The following is a 15,780-nucleotide window of genomic DNA, read 5'->3' on the forward strand; positions in this document are numbered from 1 at the left end:
GTGATTGAGCGCGGTACAGTTGGGGAACGCAGCGCCGATCTCCTGATCGGGAGCCCTTGATTCCTGCCGCGCGCCCGACAAGATGTAGCCAAAGTGTGTGCGTCTTTCGCGGCTTTTGTTCCTTTTGTGTGGCCCGACTTGCCCTGAAGTCGGGCGAATTCTCCCCACATTCCGGATCCTGCGCGTCCAGAATTCTCGTCCGATTGACCTGTTGCAGACGGCAGTTGGACAGATACATTCAGCCGCGGTCGACGCGTTCCGGCGCACGCCCCCAACCGTGGGGGGTGAGGTCTGACCCGGGTCCGCGAAGTGTGGATCTGTGCAAGGGCCAGTAATAGGGGAGTTAGGCATGGCTCAGGGCACCGTCAAGTGGTTCAACGCGGAGAAGGGGTACGGCTTCATCGCGGTCGACGGTGGTGCGGATGTTTTCGTCCACTACAGCGCGATTCAGATGGACGGCTACCGCACCCTGGAAGAGGGCCAGCGGGTCGAGTTCGAGATCTCGCAGGGCCAGAAGGGACCGCAGGCCGACATGGTTCGCGTCTCTGCCTGAACGCGCACCACGACCAAGCGCAAGCGACCGGTCTTCTCTGAAGGGTCCGCACCCCCCGGGGTGCGGACCCTTCGGCCTGCTCGGGGGCCGGCGGCCGGGGCGGCGGGCACACCGGGCGACCGCTCGTCGAGGCCCGCCGCGCCCGAAGGTGCCTCGGACTCCGCCCTGGTGTACGGACGCGAGTTCGCGCCCCGGACCCGCCCGCGTCGGCGTCACCGCCGCGGGCCGTGTGTCCAGGCCTTTCCCGGCTCTCCCGATCCGCCGTGGCGCTGCCCGCGCCTGTCGGCCAAGCCGGATGCGGCCCGTTCGCCGGGGGCTGAGTGTGCCCCGCATCCCGAGAGCCGCTTGCACTCGCAGGGGTCGAGTGCTAATCATTGCGTTAGCACTCTGAAGGTGAGAGTGACAACGTTAGGACCGGGTCGGTGAGGCCCGCAGGCCAGGTGGGAAGGAACCACGGGGTCAGCGAGCCGTCCGTCGCGGGCGCGGGCGCGGTCCGAAGTAATCACCCCCAGTCCTGGAGGGACCACTTCACATGGCCAAGATCATCGCGTTCGACGAGGAGGCGCGGCGCGGCCTCGAGCGCGGCATGAACCAGCTCGCGGACGCCGTCAAGGTGACGCTCGGCCCCAAGGGCCGCAACGTCGTCCTCGAGAAGAAGTGGGGCGCGCCCACGATCACCAACGACGGTGTCTCCATCGCCAAGGAGATCGAGCTCGAGGACCCGTACGAGAAGATCGGCGCCGAGCTGGTCAAGGAAGTCGCCAAGAAGACGGACGACGTCGCCGGTGACGGTACGACCACCGCGACCGTTCTCGCCCAGGCCCTGGTCAAGGAAGGCCTGCGCAACGTAGCCGCCGGTGCCAACCCGATGGCCCTCAAGCGCGGTATCGAGAAGGCCGTCGAGGCCGTCTCCGCCGCCCTGCTGGAGCAGGCGAAGGACGTCGAGACCAAGGAGCAGATCGCCTCCACGGCCTCCATCTCCGCCGCCGACACCCAGATCGGCGAGCTCATCGCCGAGGCCATGGACAAGGTCGGCAAGGAAGGCGTCATCACCGTCGAGGAGTCCCAGACCTTCGGTCTGGAGCTGGAGCTCACCGAGGGTATGCGCTTCGACAAGGGCTACATCTCGGCGTACTTCGCGACCGACATGGAGCGTATGGAGGCCGTCCTCGACGACCCCTACATCCTGATCGCGAACTCCAAGATCTCCAACGTCAAGGACCTGCTCCCGCTCCTGGAGAAGGTCATGCAGTCGGGCAAGCCGCTGCTGATCATCGCCGAGGACGTCGAGGGCGAGGCCCTGTCGACCCTGGTCGTCAACAAGATCCGCGGCACCTTCAAGTCCGTCGCCGTCAAGGCCCCGGGCTTCGGTGACCGTCGCAAGGCGATGCTCCAGGACATCGGCATCCTCACCGGCGGCGAGGTGATCTCCGAGGAGGTCGGCCTCAAGCTGGAGAACGCCACGATCGACCTCCTGGGCAAGGCCCGCAAGGTCGTCATCACCAAGGACGAGACCACCATCGTCGACGGTGCCGGCTCCGCCGAGCAGGTCCAGGGCCGGGTCAACCAGATCCGCGCCGAGATCGAGAACAGCGACTCGGACTACGACCGCGAGAAGCTCCAGGAGCGCCTGGCGAAGCTGGCCGGCGGCGTGGCCGTCATCAAGGCCGGTGCCGCCACCGAGGTGGAGCTCAAGGAGCGCAAGCACCGCATCGAGGACGCCGTGCGCAACGCCAAGGCGGCCGTCGAGGAGGGCATCGTCGCCGGTGGTGGCGTGGCCCTGCTCCAGGCCTCCCAGGTCTTCGAGAAGCTGGAGCTCGAGGGTGACGAGGCGACCGGCGCCAACGCCGTGAAGCTCGCCCTGGAGGCCCCGCTGAAGCAGATCGCCGTCAACGGTGGTCTCGAGGGCGGCGTCGTCGTGGAGAAGGTCCGCAACCTCCAGGTCGGCCACGGCCTGAACGCCGCGACCGGTGAGTACGTCGACATGATCGCCGAGGGCATCATCGACCCGGCGAAGGTGACCCGTTCCGCTCTGCAGAACGCCGCCTCCATCGCCGCGCTGTTCCTCACCACCGAGGCCGTCATCGCCGACAAGCCGGAGAAGTCCGCCGCGCCCGCCGGCGGCGGCATGCCGGGCGGTGACATGGACTTCTGATCGACCCGGTCGATCAACGTCCTTGCCGAGGGCGGCACTTCCTGTTCCGACAGGGGGTGCCGCCCTCGGGCGTGTCCGGCATCACAGTGCGGGCGGGATGGCCTGGGCGGGACCGGACGGTTGAAGCGTACGTCCTATGCGTATGCACATACTGTCCGGTATCCGAAGAGGAGTCCCCACGTGACCGTCGCCGCCTCCGCCGCCTCCCGTGCCGCCGAGATCCTGTCCAGGCCCGTATCGCTGGGCGGCCTGACCGTCCCGAACCGGATCGCGATGGCGCCGATGACCCGCATGTTCTCCCCGGGTGGTGTCCCCGGTGACGACGTCGTCTCGTACTACTCCCGCCGCGCCGCCGCCGGCGTCGGCCTGATCGTCACCGAGGGCACCTACGTCGGTCACGAGTCGGCCGGGCAGAGCGACCGCGTGCCGCGGTTCCACGGCGAGGAGCAGCTCGCGGGCTGGGCGAAGGTCGCCGAGGCGGTGCACGCCGCGGGCGGCACGATCGTGCCGCAGCTGTGGCACATCGGCATGGTCCGCAACCAGGGCGAGCCGCCGGTCGCGGACGCCCCGGCCGTCGGCCCCTCCGGCCTGCGCATCGGCGCCACCGAGCCCACAGGCAAGGCCATGACCCAGGCCGACATCGACGCCGTCATCGGCGCGTTCGCCGAGGCCGCGGCCGCCGCCGAGCGCATCGGCTTCGACGGCGTGGAGATCCACGGCGCCCACGGCTACCTGCTCGACCAGTTCCTCTGGGAGGCCACCAACCGCCGCACCGACGCCTACGGCGGTGACCCGGTCGCCCGCACCAGGTTCTCGGCGGAGATCGTCGCGGCCGTCCGCGAGACCGTCTCCGCGGACTTCCCCGTCATCTTCCGCTACTCGCAGTGGAAGCAGGACGCCTACGACGCCCGCCTCGCCGAGACGCCCGAAGAGCTGGAGGCCATCCTGACCCCGCTCGCCGCGGCCGGTGCCGACGCCTTCCACGCCTCCACCCGCCGCTACTGGGTCCCCGAGTTCGACGACTCCGACCTCAACCTGGCCGGCTGGACCAAGAAGCTCACCGGCAAGCCCGCCATCACCGTCGGCTCGGTCGGCCTGAACGGTGACTTCCTCAAGGTATTCCAGGGCGAGGGCGCCGAGATCGGCGACCTCGACAACCTCCTGGACCGCTTCGAGCGCGACGAGTTCGACCTGGTCGCCGTCGGCCGCGCCCTGCTCCAGGACCCGCTGTGGGCGCAGAAGGTGCTGTCCGGCCGCTTCGACGAGCTGGCGCCGTACGAGGCGGCGGCGCTGAAGACGCTCAGCTGACCCCGCAGGGTCCGCACACGAGGTGTCCTGGATTCGCTTGCGTCAGTCAAGGACACTGGTCGAGCGCTTGTTCACCGGTACCTCGTGAGGAGACCGCAGAGATGACGACGACCGAGTCCCACCCCCCGACCGGTGCCTCAGCCGGGCAGCCCGCACCGGTGGTGCGCACCACCGCCGGTGCGGTACGCGGCCGCAGGGAGGAGGGTCTCGCCGTCTTCCGCGGCATCCCCTTCGCCGCGCCTCCCGTGGGCGAGGCCCGGTTCATGGCACCGCGCCCCGTCCACGCCTGGGACGGCATACGGGACGCGTACGCCTTCGGCCCGCCGCCCCCGCAGGACCTCGGCAACCTCGGCGGGCCGGGCCTGCTCGACGTACCCGAGGGCGACGAGTGGCTCACGGTCAACGTCTGGACCCCCGAACCGGACCCGGGCGCCCGCCGCCCGGTGATGGTGTGGATCTACGGCGGCGCCTACAAGCTCGGCCACTCCGGCCAGCCCGGCTACGACGCCCGGCGCATCGCGGCCGACGGCGACCTCGTGGTCGTGTCCCTCAACTACCGCGTCGGCATGGAGGGCTTCGCCCACATCGAGGGGGCGCCCGCCAATCGCGGCCTGCTCGACCAGGTGGCCGCGCTGGAGTGGGTACGGGACAACATCGAGGCGTTCGGCGGCGACCCCGGCCAGGTCACCGTCTTCGGGGAGTCCGCGGGCGCGGGATCGGCCGCCTCGCTGCTCGTCATGCCGAGGGCGGCGGGCCTGTTCCGGCGGGTGATCGCGCAGAGCGTGCCAGGGACGTTCTTCTCGGACGCCCTGGCCCGTGACATCGGTGCCGCTCTCGCCGCCGAGGTGGGGCTGCGTCCCACGGTCGCCGACCTGGCGACCATCGCCCCCCGCGAACTGACCTCGGCGGGTGAGTCGTTGAGCGGCAAGATGCCCCAGTACATCGACCGCTGGGGCCAGGCTGCGCCGACGGTCACGCCCTTCTCGCCGGTCGTCGACGGCGAGGTCCTGCCGGTCACGCCCTGGCAGGCGCTGGCGGCCGGCGCGGCGAAGGACGTCGACCTGCTCGTCGGCCACAACCGCGACGCGTACCGCTTCTTCGTCGCCATGGCGGGTCAACTGGGCCAGATCTCCGAGGAGAGGGCGACAGCGGCCCTCAGCCTCTTCGCCCCCGGCCCCGACGGTGAACAGGCCTACCGCACGGCCTTCCCCGACGCCTCCCCCGACGAGCTCTACGAACGCGTCCAGACGGACTGGCTGTTCAGCATGCCCTCCCTGCACCTGGCCGAGGCGCAGCGCGCGGGCGGCGGCCGCGCACACGTCTACGAACTGACCTGGCCGGCCCCGGGCAACGGCGGCGCGCTGGGCGCCTGCCACGGCCTGGACATCCCCCTGCTCTTCGGCACGTACGGGGCGGACCTGGGGTTCTTGCTGTTCGCGGGCACGGAGCCGTCCGCCGAGGCCGAGGCGCTGTCGTCCCGTTTCCGGAAGTCCTGGACGGCGTTCGCGAGGACGGGGGACCCGGGCTGGCCGGCGTACGACGACGAGCGGCGGCTCGTGCAGGTGCTGGACGCGGAGCCGGTGGTGAGGGCGTACCCGGAGGAGGCCTCGCGGCGCATGTGGGAGGGCTACGACTTCCAGGCCCTGCCCGTGCTGTGAGCTAAAGGTTGCCCATCGGCTCGATGTCGACCCTGACCGGCGTACCCCACACGCGCAGGACCTCGTAGTCGGTGAACTCGTGCACGAGCCGGTACGCCATGGCCGCCCGGGGAGCCTTGCGCTGGGCGGCGATGTACAGCTCTGCCTCGCGGCGGTCCCGGCGCGGAGTGCCGCACAGCTGCCACGTCTGGCCGGTCCACAGCTCCGGCAGCCAGCGCTGCTGGGGCTGGGGGCGGTCACCGCTCACGCCGTAGCGGGACTGGACCGGCTCGGTGGGCCGGTGATGCGGGGCGGGGCCGTTGAACTCCGCGCGACGGGCGGCCCGGCGCCGGGTTTCGCACAGCAGGCACAGGTCGGGGGCGGCCTCGTCGACCGGGCCGGTGGGGTGCTCGGGGCAGCGCGTGCTGGGCGCGGCCGTGGTGACGCTGTCCTCCAGCAGGTCCAGGGCGCGCTTCAGGTCGGCCTTGACCTCGTGCAGTTTGCCGTCCGGGGTGTCGGAGGTGAGGGCCTCCCCGTGCTCACCGAGGAGACGGAGGGCACGGCCTAGGGCGGTGAGCTGGGCGTGGTTCATAGGTCCATTGTCGTCAGTCGGCGTAGTCCTTGAGTTTCTCGGTGTCCAGGGTGATGTTCACGGGGGCGGGGAGCTCGACGGTGGCGCCCCAGGGGTGTCGGGAGATCTGCTGGTAGCGGCCGTCTTTCGGTTCGCTGTGGACGGTGAGTGTGTTGTTGTCGCGGTCGATGAGGAGGTATACGGGGATGTCGGCCGCTGCGTAGCCGACGGGCTTGTCGACGCGGTCGCGTTGGTCGGTATCGCGGTCGTGGGAAGTGATCTCTACGGCCATCAGGGCACCGTCGGGGTCGGACCACTCTCGGTCGCCCTTGAAGTGATCCACTGGTGCCAGGAACCCATCCGTGCGTGCCCGGCCCTTGCGGTAAGCCTCTGCCTTGACGCCCCGCTCCGGTGCGAGATCCAAGTCGGGTCGATGCTGCATGCACTGGCGCGACAGCCACAGGAAGATCGACGTGTGGTTGCCGTCCGGCATGGCTTTGACCTCTACCTTTCCATTGATGTACTCAAGCCGCACTGCCTCGGGCGCCGCTGCGGCAAGCTCCTCGAACTCGTCTACGTCGAGCGGGCCGTGCCGGATGCACAGTCGCCCGCCCAGGAACTCCAGCCTGTTCCGGATCTCCCTCGGAGCCCTGCTCACGAGTTCGTCGAAGTCCTCGACATCCATCTGCGGGCGGTCGGTCGTGTCTCGGGTCATGGCTTCGCCTCCTTCCCTCCATCGTGCCCCGGGCTGGTGGCGCCGGACCGTAGGAGCCGTCATGTGTGTGCCCTCTCTTGTCGTCGTCGGGACATCGCAGCGCGGATCTGGGCTGCGTGGTCGTGAACCGTGGGGGCGGACAGGGGTGCGGGCGGTTGCGCGGGGGCGCGTTCGCCCCGGCATGCGCTGCAACGGCCCCCTGGCAGGGACTCCGGACGCCCCGGGGCACCGCAGTTCGCGCACTCCAGTACCCGCAGGGGCGGTCGCGAGGCGGGTGGGGGCGGGAGCTTGCTGGTCAGGCGCTTGCGGGCCAGGGCGGCGGGGTGGTGGACGGGAGTCGGCAGGCCGGCCGTGAGTGCACGCAGTACGTCCTCCTCCGAGGCGCCCCGCTCGAACCACTCCGTCACCAGCGGGGCGAGCGTCGCGCAGTCTGCCTGGGAGAGGGACAGGACGGGTGCCGTGCGGCCGAGGGCGGCCAGGAGGATGTGGGCGCGGGAGCGGGTCGGACGCCGCTGCTGCGGTACGTCGCCGCGCGTGAAGGCCGCCCACCAGTCATCGTCCCGGGCGGTGCGGGAGAACCACGATCGGGTGATCCAGCGGGAGCTGCCGTCGTCCGCCGTCACGCACTCCCGGCCCCGGCGCAGGTGGCCCGCCTGCTGGATGCGGTTGAGGGCGGTGCCGAGGGCGCACTGTCCGTACGGCAGGTGCTTGGCCAGCGTCTTCACGGAGATGTCTGCGCCGTCGGGGAGCCGGTCGAGGTAGGCGGCGATGGCTGCTTCGCGGGGCGGGAGGTGTGCGAAGTCGTGATTGGTGCGGGTGAGTTGGTCAGGGGCGGAGCGCTTGCCGTAGCCCGGGGTCGCCATTGGGTGCGCGGACGGGGAGGCAGCACTAAGCTGGGCGTCAGCCATGGGATCGAACTGTTCCTTCGATCTCGTTGGTCAGGCCCCCGCAGGTGTTGGTAGCACCTGGCGGGGGCTGTTGCGTATGCAGGAACCGTAGAGGTCCGTCACCATGCGTGGCAAGCCGAACGCGTCAAGTCAACACGCTGGGTGGGAGGGCGGGTTGAGGCCCTCTACCCGTTCCTTGAAAAGAGGGCTCGAAGCCCGGATCCCGAAGCTCAGGCGGTGCCGTCCTTGAGGTTCGCGAGGAACGCCGCCCACGCCGTGGTCCGGAACACGAGCTTCGGGCCTTCGGGGTTCTTGGAGTCGCGGACGGGAGCGACGGTGGGGAAGTCGTGCGTGATTTCCAGGCAGTTGTCGCCGCTCCCGCCGCTGTAGCTGGACTTGTGCCAGGTAGCCGCGCGCAGGTCGGAGTCAGGGATGTTCCTCATGCGCGTAATCCTGGGCCATTGCTTCGAGCAGGGCTAGGGACTTCTCCGGCGAGAGTGCGGATGCTGCGAGGAACTCGTAGTAGAACCGGTACTCCGCGACGGTGGCGGGGTCGTCATCCAGCCGCCCGGTGCCAACGCCTTCCAGGTATACCAACGGAGGCGCGTCGTCGAAGTCCATCAGTCTGACGCACCCCTGCATGGCCGGGTGCGCCCCCGCATCGAACGGCAGCACCTGCACGATGGCCCGGCTGCGGCGGGCCAGGTCGGTGATGTGTTGCAGGGCTTCTGCCATGACCTCCGCCCCACCTGTCACCCGATGCAACGCTGACTCATCAATCACCGCCCACAACAACGGCTTTGTTGGATCGTCGAGGATGTGTGTTCGCTCCATGCGAGCGGCCACCCTCTTCTCGATCTCCTCACTTGGTGCCGTCGGCTGATATGCGCGGCACACCGCCCGGGCGTAGGCGGGGGTCTGGAGCAGGCCGGGGATCAGCATCGACGTGTACTCCCTGATGGCCGTAGCCCGGGTTTCCGCTTCCGCCGCCTCCGCAAAGTGCTCCGGATACTTCGACTTCGCCGCAGCCCCGCAGTTCCGCTGGAAGAAATCCCCCGTCCCCAGCACCTCGTCCAGCAACCGCGCGTACTCCCGCTGCATCCTGCGCGTACCCGCCTCCAGCTGCCCGATGAACGACCCGCTCACGAACAGCCGTTGACCAAGTTCCTCCTGGCTGAGGCCGGCCTTCTCGCGGGCGTGGCGGAGTTCGGCGCCCAGGAGGGCCCGAGGGGAGGAGGACGGGTCGAGGTCCCTGGATCCGGGCATGGGCAACTCCCTGTCGTACACATCGGGTTGTTGGGCCGCCGTATATCGCCAGGTTAGAGGCGCATCGGCCACGCTGTGTGGTGAATCACAAACTCAGCGTGGAGGTAGGGAAAGGTGCGTTCGACCGAAGAGATCGTGGAGTCGCTGCGGGACGCGCTCGCGGGAGTGGGTGTCGTGCTGCCGTCGCTGGGCGTCGACCCGGTGACCGGTGCGAGCGAGGAGCCGTTCGCCCTGGTCGATCTGGGGCGGTGCAACGTACGGACGGCCGAGCATCTGGCGGACGTACTGCGCTCGCTGCCTGTGGGGGAGACGCTGCGGGCGCGGGTGAGGCAGGTCAACCGGGAGCCGAAGTCACGGTGAAAGGTGCCGGGTTCCGGTGAACCGGGGAGTCGCGCCCGTTGTATATCGTGGCGGGCGCGAATGAACGTGCCATTGACAGGAGTTCGGGGGACATGAGCGCGTCCGGGACGGCTGTGGAGGCCGGCGGCACCAGCGGGACGGACAGGTCACGGCCGGCTCTGTCCGGCGTGCGCAAGGCCGTCAGTTCCGCGCTGTGGGCCGTGCTGGTGCCCGCCCTGCTGCTGCTCGGGTCCGCGGTCGGACAGTGGGTGACCTGGCTCGGGGCCGTCGTCGCCATGGCGACGATCGCGGTCGCCGCCAGTGTCATCGGCGGTTTCTGGCACCGGGCCGGGGCGGCGACGCTCGTCTCCTTCGGCGGGTTCGCACTGATGCTGTTCGCCGGGCCCGCCGTGTACGAGGCGTACATGAAGACCGTGGGAGAGCCCGTCGACGCCGTGGTGACCCAGGTGGTCGACCGGGACCAGCGGCGCGGGCCGGACATGTTCTGCACGGTCCGGGAGCTCGGCGGGGACCGGAGGACGTACGAGGTCTCCCAGCAGGAGAACTGCTTCGGCCAGGCAGAGCCCGGCGACCGCGTCGAGATCCGCGAGGACCCGCTCGGGCTGCTCGATCCCAGGCTGCCCGACAGCCCCGATCAGCGGAACACCACGGAGATCACCCTCGCCGTCACCGCCGGACTGTCCCTGCTCCTCGCGGGCGGCACCTTCTACGGCGGTCAGCGCCGCCGGGGCCGGTGACTCAGCCGGCCGCCACCAAGGCCGCCCGCAGGTGCCCGTCGGACTCCTCCAGCAGCCGCGCCGCCGTCGGGCCGTCCACGTCGGCCAGGATGATCAGGATCGCGTTCTTCACCTCGCCGTCGGTGGCGGCCAGGGCCCGCTCGATCTCCTCGTCACCGGCGCCGGTGGCCAGGGCGACGATGCGGTGGGAGCGGGCGCGCAGTTTGTCGTTGGAGGCGCGGACGTCGACCATCAGGTTTCCGTAGGTCTTGCCCAGGCGGATCATCGTGATCGTCGACAGCATGTTGAGCACGAGCTTCTGTGCCGTGCCGGCCTTCAGCCGGGTGGAGCCGGTGAGCAGTTCGGGGCCCACGACGATCTCGATGCCGTGCTCGGCGGCGGCCGCGAGCGGGCTGCCGGGGTTGCAGGCCAGACCGATGGTGAGGCAGCCGCGGGCGCGGGCGTACTCGACGGCGCCGATGGCGTACGGGGTGCGGCCGGAGGCCGAGATGCCGACCACCGTGTCGTCCGGGGTCAGGCCGAGGGGCTCCAGGTCGGCACGGGCCAGTTCCCGGGAGTCCTCCGCGCCCTCGACCGAGGTGACCACGGCCTGCGGGCCGCCCGCGATCAGCCCGACGACCCGGGAGGGGTCGGTGTTGAAGGTGGGCGGGCACTCGGAGGCGTCCAGGACGCCCAGCCGGCCCGCCGTGCCCGCTCCCGCGTAGACCAGGCGGCCGCCCCGGGCCATCCGCTCGGCCAGGGCGTCGATCGCGGCGGCGATCTGCGGCAGCCGGGCCGCGACCGCCCCGGCCACGGTGGCGTCCTCGCCGTTCATGAGCCGGGCGATGTCGAGGGTGGGCAGCCGGTCGATGCCGGCGAGGTCCGGCCGGAACGCCTCGGTGGTCAGGGACTCCAACTCGGCTCTGAGCTCACGGGGGTCGGAGGCGGAGGTCATGGGACGGCTCTTTCCGTGTCTTTCCGGTGCTGGCCGGGGCTGGCTCAGGAACGATGCCGGTGGGCCAGCGCCTCGTACGACGCCGAGAGCGCCGGCGCCGCCGTCTCGTACGTCCGCTGCGCCACCCCCACGAACAGGCAGTCCACCACAAGAAGCTGACCGGTCCGGGACGACATCGCCGCGGGACGCAGCTCGCTCTCCCGGGCCGTGGACGTGGTGAGGACGTGGTCGGCGTACTGCGCGACCGGGCCGTCCGGGCGGCCGGTGATCGCCACCGTCGTCGCCCCTCGCTCGAAGGCGACCCGCAGCGGCTCGATGACGTCCCCCGTCGACCCGGAGTGCGTGATGGCGATCGCGACGTCGCCCGCGCGCAGTTGCACGGCGTTGGTGACGGCCAGGTGCGGGTCGCTGTGCGCGTGCGCCACCAGCCCTATGCGCAGGAGCTTCTGCGTGAGGTCCTGGGCGACCAGCCCGGACGCCCCGACCCCGTACACGTCCGTGCGGCGGGCGGTGGTCAGCGCGGTGACGGCCGCGCCCAGCTGGACGGTGTCGAGGCCGGCGGCGGTGTCGGCGAGGGTCTGCTGCTCGTCGTAGGCGAGCTTGGCGACCACGTCGGCGATCGGGTCGTCGACCGCGATGTCCGTGGTGATGGCGGGGGCGCGGCCGGACTGCTGCTGGGCGGCGAGACCGGCGAGGGCCAGGCGCAGGTCCCGGTAACCCGGATAGCCCAGCAGCCGGGCGGTGCGTACGACGGTGGCCTCGCTGGTGCCGGTGAGTTCGGCGAGGCCGGTGACCGTGAGGGCCGCGCAGCCGGCCGGGTCGCCCGCGACGGCCTCGGCGACGCGCTGCATGGAACGCGTCATCGACGGGCCCAGCGTGCGGACCTTGGCCGCGAGGGCGGCAGGAGCCGGCGGGGTGCCGAGCGTGCCGGCTACGCCGCCTGTGCCACTCGTGCCACCCGTGCCACCCGTACCGCTCGCGCCGTCGCGCTCGTCGGCGAAACTTTCCTTCACTCTTCGGGTCACCTCTGAAAGATATTTTCGGCTCGGCGCTGGGGTCAAGAGTGCGCACAATGGGGGCATGGACCCCATCGACCCCCTGGAGCAGGCGCTGCACGCCGCGCGCGCCCTCGTGCTGGCCGACCTCGTCGCGGGACGTGTCGCCGAGGCGGACGTCGTCTCCCTGGTCGAGGAGTCCGTCACGCAGCGGCGGTGGTGGGTCGAGCAGTGGCCGGAGGGCGCGCAGTACGTCGCCGGTCTGGTCGCGCAGGACGTGCAGGACGCCCTGCTGGAGCGCTACGGCCGCTGGCCGCTGTGCCCGGTGTGCGGCACCGGAGACCCGCACGCGCTGCAGGTGGAGCCGGAGTTGGGGGCCGACCCGCACTGGGTGTGCGGCGAGGCGGGTGTGAAGGTCGCGGCGCTGGGATCACTGGGCGAGGCTCTCGGCGGAGCGGCGCCCTCGTGACCGTCTACATCGACCCGCCGACCTGGCCCGGCCACGGCCGCATGTGGTCCCACCTGGTCAGCGACGTCTCGTTCGAGGAGCTGCACACCTTCGCCGAACGCCTCGGCGTGCCCCGGCGCGCCTTCGAACGCGACCACTACGACATCCCCGCCGAGCGGTATGCGGACGTCGTGGCCGCCGGGGCCGTGGAGGTCAGCAGCCGCGAGGTGGTGCGGCTGCTGCACGGGGCGGGGCTGCGGCGGCCGAAGGGGCGGACTCAGTCGCCGGGTTCGCGCAGTTCGTAGGTGACCTGCTCGGCGTCCTGCGCGACGGCCTTGAATCCGGCGCGGGCGAGGACGTTGTGCGAGGGCGTGTTGTCCCGCTCGACGTTCGCGACGACGGTCCGTACCTCGTCCCGGGACAGCGCCCACGCCGACAGCGCGCGCAGCGCCTCGGTGGCGTAACCGTGGCCACGGGCCGCTTCGACCAGGTCGTAGCCGACCTCCACGCGCCCCGACTCGTCCGGGACGCCGTGGAAGCCCATGGCGCCGAGCGCACGGCCGTCCTGGCGCCGGACCAGGACGTACATGCCCCACTCCGGCCGGTGGACGCCGTCCTCGTACTGCTTGAACACCAGCCCGGCGCCCACCCGGGTGCCGTCGGCCGGGTCGCCGTCGAGCCACTCGAAGCCGCCGTCGCCGACCGTGCCCAGATCGGCGGCCGCCGCCGGGGTGACGCCCTGAAGGGTGAGCCGGTCGGTCGGCAGCGCCGGGTTGTTGGACCAGCGCCACTCGGTCACCGGCTCGCGGCCGGGCAGGTCACTCCGGCCGGTGGCCCACAGCAAGGTCCGCCAGGGGGTGGGGCCGGGCTGGACGTGCGGGAAGATCCGGGTGAGGACGAAGTCGCACAGCTCGGGATCCGGTTCGTACGACACGCCCAGCCCCTCGGCCATGTCGTGGGTGTGCAGCAGCACCTCGGCCGTGCCCATCGCGGCGAACCCCTCACGGTTCGCGCTGCGGAAGGGATACGGATGGAAGGCCCGCACCTCGCGCGGCGTCGTACGGATCGCGGCGGCGAACAGGGCGCCCATCGTGCGGATCACCCGCAGCGCACCCGCGTTGTCCGTCCCCTCCTCCAGCGAGATCTCGAACGGCGTGTATCCCTCGGGCTCGCGCCCCGCCAGCTGCCCCGCGTACCCGATGAGGTCCCCGGCGATGTGCACCGCCGTCTCCCGGCAGTTCCACTCCAGCCGCCCGGCGCGCACCGCCTCCCAGTCCCGGTCGGTGACCGCCCCCAGCAGGCCCACGCACTCGGCGACGGCCTGTTCCACCTGTTCCGCACCCGTTGTCCACATGCGGGGCAGGCTACGAGGGCTGGTCGGGCGGAAGCGACAGCATTTCCAGCTCGGCGGTGAGGTTGTAGCGGGCCGTCGCCTCCCACTCCGACGCTCCGTAGGGCGTCCTGAACAGCCTCGGCAGGTCGAGGAGTTGGCGCAGGATCGCCGCGCGGCCCGTGCGGAAGGCGTCGTTCGGGACGAAGCGGTACTCCTCGCGGACGGCTGCGGTGTAGGCGGCGTACGCCGACGGGGGCGAGGCGAGGATCGCCAGGTCGGCGTCGCACAGCACCTGCCCGTCGGGATCGTCGTCGGCGGGGTCGTGGCCGACGGTGAGGCGGACGAGGCGGGCCACCTCGGCGGTCCGGGGGGCGGGCACGCCGGCCTCGGGGAGGGCGCGTTCGGCGAGGCGGGCGGACCGTTCCTCGTTCTCGGAGCGGTCGGGGAGGTAGACGGCGTCGTGGAACCAGGCGGCCAGCCGGACCACGTCCGGGTCGTGCGCGTACTTCTCCAGCGCGTCGATGTGGTCCAGGACCGCGGTGAGGTGCCCGACCGTGTGGTAGCGGCGCTGGGGCTCCTGCCAGCGGCCGAGCAGGTCGTCGGCGTACGGGACCGGGTCCGGGCCGCCGGCCGGACCCCGGGCCGCTTCCAGGGTGCGGACGAAGCGGGCGCGGAGGGCGTCGAGATCGGCCATGGGGGCATTCTCCCGCTGAACGGGGCGCGACACCTAGCGTGGGTCCTATGACGACTCCTGCTGATGTGCACGAGGTACGGGACCCCGAGCAGCCCGGACGGCTGCTGTTGATCGAGCGTGACGCGCTGATCCCGCTGTTGCGGGGCAAGGCCGAGGAGGACTTCGCGCTGCCCGTGAGGGCGTGTCCGGGCTGGTCGGTGCGGTCGGTGCTGGCGCACTGTTCGGCCGCGCTCATGCGGGTGGTGGAGAACCGGTTCGAGGAGGGCGTGTTCTCGCCCGAGTCGAACGACCGGGACATCGCCGAGCGGGACGGTTGGAGCAACGCGCGCGTGGTCGACGAGCTGGAGCGCGGGATGACCGAGGCCGGACCGCTGATCGCCGGGGCGGGCGGGAAGCTGGACGGTCTCGCGCTGGGGGAGTGGGTGCACGCCGGAGACGCGCGCGAGGCCTTCGGCGAGCCCGGGGCGTACGGCGGGGCCGGGCTGCCGGACGCGCTGTCGCTGCTCGCCCGGATCACCCGCGAGCGGGGGCACGTGCCGCTGCACGCCGACCTCGACGACTTGGACGAACCGCTGCGGCTGGGGGAGAGCGGCGGGGAGCGGCCCCCGGGGCGCTTCATCGGGGACGGGCCGACGCTGGTGCGGTTGTACACGGGGCGGCCGGTGGACGGGGCGCCCGCGTTCGAGCTGGCCGGGGTGGAGGCGAAGGAGCTGAACATCTTCGGGTGAGCCGTGTCCTCGGGGCTTGGGAGTCGGTGGGAACGGGCAGCGTAGTCTGGATTGGACTAGACCTGTCGCGGAAACGCCGACACCATGCCGACGAAGGGGCCCCATGAGCAAGCGTGCAGTCCTGGAGGTGATCGCCCTCGGCGTCGAGGACGCGGTCGCCGCCCAGGCCGGAGGCGCGGACCGCCTCGAGCTGGTCACCGACATGGCGGCCGACGGGCTCACCCCGTCGGCCGCCACCGTCGCCGGGATCCGCCGGGCCGTCGACATCTCGCTGCGGGTGATGCTGCGGCTCGCCGACGGCTTCGCGGCCGGGGACGTCGACCGGCTGGTCGGCGTGGCCGCCGGGCTGCGGGAGGCCGGGGCCGAGGAGTTCGTTCTGGGGTTCCTCGACGCGGGGGGCGGGGTGGATCTGGCGGCTGTGGAGCGGGTCGTCGGGGTGCTGGACGGCTGCCCCTGGAC

18 protein-coding genes and 1 pseudogene are annotated in these 15,780 nt (G+C 71.1%); 10 read left to right on the forward strand and 9 right to left on the reverse strand.

The window, feature by feature from the left end; genetic code table 11:
* The first annotated feature begins 349 nt into the window (after window positions 1-349).
* The 4 genes from AOQ53_RS14050 to AOQ53_RS14065 all read left to right on the forward strand — a co-directional run bounded on the left by AOQ53_RS14050 (window position 350) and on the right by AOQ53_RS14065 (window position 5,674).
* Complete coding sequence (locus tag AOQ53_RS14050) at window positions 350-553, forward strand: cold-shock protein (protein WP_010035953.1); 204 nt, start codon at window positions 350-352, stop codon at window positions 551-553.
* 532 nt (window positions 554-1,085) lie between these two features.
* On the forward strand, window positions 1,086-2,708 hold the full coding sequence (gene groL / locus AOQ53_RS14055) for a chaperonin GroEL (protein ID WP_059417381.1): 1,623 nt from the start codon (window positions 1,086-1,088) through the stop codon (window positions 2,706-2,708).
* Between the two features lie 180 nt (window positions 2,709-2,888).
* Window positions 2,889-4,016, forward strand: a complete 1,128-nt coding sequence (locus AOQ53_RS14060) for an NADH:flavin oxidoreductase (protein WP_059417382.1) — start codon at window positions 2,889-2,891, stop codon at window positions 4,014-4,016.
* A gap of 101 nt (window positions 4,017-4,117) precedes the next feature.
* Complete coding sequence (locus tag AOQ53_RS14065) at window positions 4,118-5,674, forward strand: carboxylesterase/lipase family protein (RefSeq protein ID WP_059417383.1); 1,557 nt, start codon at window positions 4,118-4,120, stop codon at window positions 5,672-5,674.
* Between the two features lies 1 nt (window position 5,675).
* Here AOQ53_RS14065 and AOQ53_RS14070 read toward each other — a convergent pair whose 3' ends face one another.
* From AOQ53_RS14070 to AOQ53_RS14090, 5 genes are all read right to left on the reverse strand, one after another.
* Window positions 5,676-6,245: a hypothetical protein gene (locus tag AOQ53_RS14070; protein ID WP_059417384.1), complete on the reverse strand. Its 570-nt coding sequence runs from the start codon at window positions 6,243-6,245 to the stop codon at window positions 5,676-5,678.
* A gap of 13 nt (window positions 6,246-6,258) precedes the next feature.
* Complete coding sequence (locus AOQ53_RS14075) at window positions 6,259-6,939, reverse strand: Uma2 family endonuclease (RefSeq protein ID WP_236711684.1); 681 nt, start codon at window positions 6,937-6,939, stop codon at window positions 6,259-6,261.
* Between the two features lie 59 nt (window positions 6,940-6,998).
* Window positions 6,999-7,847, reverse strand: a complete 849-nt coding sequence (locus tag AOQ53_RS14080) for a hypothetical protein (protein ID WP_236711685.1) — start codon at window positions 7,845-7,847, stop codon at window positions 6,999-7,001.
* Window positions 7,848-8,056: 209 nt separating this feature from the next.
* A complete protein-coding gene (locus tag AOQ53_RS14085; protein WP_059417386.1) occupies window positions 8,057-8,269 on the reverse strand; it encodes a DUF397 domain-containing protein in 213 nt (70 codons plus the stop codon).
* Complete coding sequence (locus AOQ53_RS14090; RefSeq protein WP_059417387.1) at window positions 8,253-9,092, reverse strand: helix-turn-helix domain-containing protein; 840 nt, start codon at window positions 9,090-9,092, stop codon at window positions 8,253-8,255. Before AOQ53_RS14090 ends, AOQ53_RS14085 begins: the two co-directional genes overlap by 17 nt.
* Before the next feature lie 114 nt (window positions 9,093-9,206).
* Here AOQ53_RS14090 and AOQ53_RS14095 point away from each other — a divergent pair.
* A pseudogene (locus AOQ53_RS14095) lies at window positions 9,207-9,398 on the forward strand (hypothetical protein); the annotation flags it as partial.
* A 146-nt stretch (window positions 9,399-9,544) separates the two neighbouring features.
* A complete protein-coding gene (locus tag AOQ53_RS14100) occupies window positions 9,545-10,189 on the forward strand; it encodes a MerC domain-containing protein (RefSeq protein ID WP_059417388.1) in 645 nt (214 codons plus the stop codon).
* A gap of 1 nt (window position 10,190) precedes the next feature.
* Here the strand turns inward: AOQ53_RS14100 and murQ are convergent, their stop codons facing one another.
* A complete protein-coding gene (murQ, locus tag AOQ53_RS14105) occupies window positions 10,191-11,123 on the reverse strand; it encodes an N-acetylmuramic acid 6-phosphate etherase (RefSeq protein WP_059417389.1) in 933 nt (310 codons plus the stop codon).
* A 44-nt stretch (window positions 11,124-11,167) separates the two neighbouring features.
* Window positions 11,168-12,148 carry a MurR/RpiR family transcriptional regulator gene (locus AOQ53_RS14110; RefSeq protein ID WP_059417390.1) on the reverse strand — a complete coding sequence of 327 codons (981 nt, stop codon included), beginning with the start codon at window positions 12,146-12,148 and terminating at the stop codon, window positions 11,168-11,170.
* 55 nt (window positions 12,149-12,203) lie between these two features.
* Between AOQ53_RS14110 and AOQ53_RS14115 the strand changes: the two genes are divergently transcribed.
* Together AOQ53_RS14115 and AOQ53_RS14120 are read left to right on the forward strand one after the other, a co-directional pair.
* Window positions 12,204-12,587: a hypothetical protein gene (locus AOQ53_RS14115; RefSeq protein ID WP_059417391.1), complete on the forward strand. Its 384-nt coding sequence runs from the start codon at window positions 12,204-12,206 to the stop codon at window positions 12,585-12,587.
* Window positions 12,584-12,871, forward strand: coding sequence for a DUF4031 domain-containing protein (locus AOQ53_RS14120; RefSeq protein WP_059417392.1), 288 nt, complete (start codon window positions 12,584-12,586; stop codon window positions 12,869-12,871). The genes AOQ53_RS14115 and AOQ53_RS14120 overlap by 4 nt, the downstream gene beginning before the upstream one ends.
* On the opposite strand, the gene AOQ53_RS14125 is transcribed toward AOQ53_RS14120, so the two are convergent.
* Entirely contained in the window at window positions 12,844-13,920 is a 1,077-nt protein-coding gene (locus AOQ53_RS14125; RefSeq protein ID WP_408055163.1) for a GNAT family N-acetyltransferase, read from the reverse strand. The genes AOQ53_RS14120 and AOQ53_RS14125 overlap by 28 nt on opposite strands.
* Window positions 13,921-13,930: 10 nt before the next feature.
* Complete coding sequence (locus AOQ53_RS14130; protein ID WP_059417394.1) at window positions 13,931-14,593, reverse strand: HD domain-containing protein; 663 nt, start codon at window positions 14,591-14,593, stop codon at window positions 13,931-13,933.
* 47 nt (window positions 14,594-14,640) lie between these two features.
* Between AOQ53_RS14130 and AOQ53_RS14135 the strand changes: the two genes are divergently transcribed.
* Together AOQ53_RS14135 and AOQ53_RS14140 are read left to right on the forward strand one after the other, a co-directional pair.
* Window positions 14,641-15,321: a maleylpyruvate isomerase family mycothiol-dependent enzyme gene (locus tag AOQ53_RS14135; RefSeq protein ID WP_059417395.1), complete on the forward strand. Its 681-nt coding sequence runs from the start codon at window positions 14,641-14,643 to the stop codon at window positions 15,319-15,321.
* Between the two features lie 103 nt (window positions 15,322-15,424).
* Window positions 15,425-15,780, forward strand: a 356-nt coding sequence (locus tag AOQ53_RS14140) for a copper homeostasis protein CutC (RefSeq protein ID WP_330219334.1), incomplete at its 3' end; no start/stop codon positions are given.

This window comes from Streptomyces azureus (assembly GCF_001270025.1).
Lineage (GTDB): Bacteria > Actinomycetota > Actinomycetes > Streptomycetales > Streptomycetaceae > Streptomyces > Streptomyces azureus.

Excerpts from the sequence above, each read along its gene's own strand:
- AOQ53_RS14050 (WP_010035953.1), top strand. The coding sequence starts at position 350 with ATGGCTCAGGGCACCGTCAAGTGGTTCAACGCGGAGAAGGGGTACGGC.
- groL (WP_059417381.1), top strand. The coding sequence starts at position 1,086 with ATGGCCAAGATCATCGCGTTCGACGAGGAGGCGCGGCGCGGCCTCGAG.
- AOQ53_RS14065 (WP_059417383.1), top strand. The coding sequence starts at position 4,118 with ATGACGACGACCGAGTCCCACCCCCCGACCGGTGCCTCAGCCGGGCAG.
- AOQ53_RS14070 (WP_059417384.1), bottom strand. The coding sequence starts at position 6,245 with ATGAACCACGCCCAGCTCACCGCCCTAGGCCGTGCCCTCCGTCTCCTC.
- AOQ53_RS14075 (WP_236711684.1), bottom strand. The coding sequence starts at position 6,939 with ATGACCCGAGACACGACCGACCGCCCGCAGATGGATGTCGAGGACTTC.
- AOQ53_RS14080 (WP_236711685.1), bottom strand. The coding sequence starts at position 7,847 with ATGGCTGACGCCCAGCTTAGTGCTGCCTCCCCGTCCGCGCACCCAATG.
- AOQ53_RS14085 (WP_059417386.1), bottom strand. The coding sequence starts at position 8,269 with ATGAGGAACATCCCTGACTCCGACCTGCGCGCGGCTACCTGGCACAAG.
- AOQ53_RS14090 (WP_059417387.1), bottom strand. The coding sequence starts at position 9,092 with ATGCCCGGATCCAGGGACCTCGACCCGTCCTCCTCCCCTCGGGCCCTC.
- AOQ53_RS14100 (WP_059417388.1), top strand. The coding sequence starts at position 9,545 with ATGAGCGCGTCCGGGACGGCTGTGGAGGCCGGCGGCACCAGCGGGACG.
- murQ (WP_059417389.1), bottom strand. The coding sequence starts at position 11,123 with ATGACCTCCGCCTCCGACCCCCGTGAGCTCAGAGCCGAGTTGGAGTCC.
- AOQ53_RS14115 (WP_059417391.1), top strand. The coding sequence starts at position 12,204 with ATGGACCCCATCGACCCCCTGGAGCAGGCGCTGCACGCCGCGCGCGCC.
- AOQ53_RS14125 (WP_408055163.1), bottom strand. The coding sequence starts at position 13,920 with ATGTGGACAACGGGTGCGGAACAGGTGGAACAGGCCGTCGCCGAGTGC.
- AOQ53_RS14130 (WP_059417394.1), bottom strand. The coding sequence starts at position 14,593 with ATGGCCGATCTCGACGCCCTCCGCGCCCGCTTCGTCCGCACCCTGGAA.
- AOQ53_RS14135 (WP_059417395.1), top strand. The coding sequence starts at position 14,641 with ATGACGACTCCTGCTGATGTGCACGAGGTACGGGACCCCGAGCAGCCC.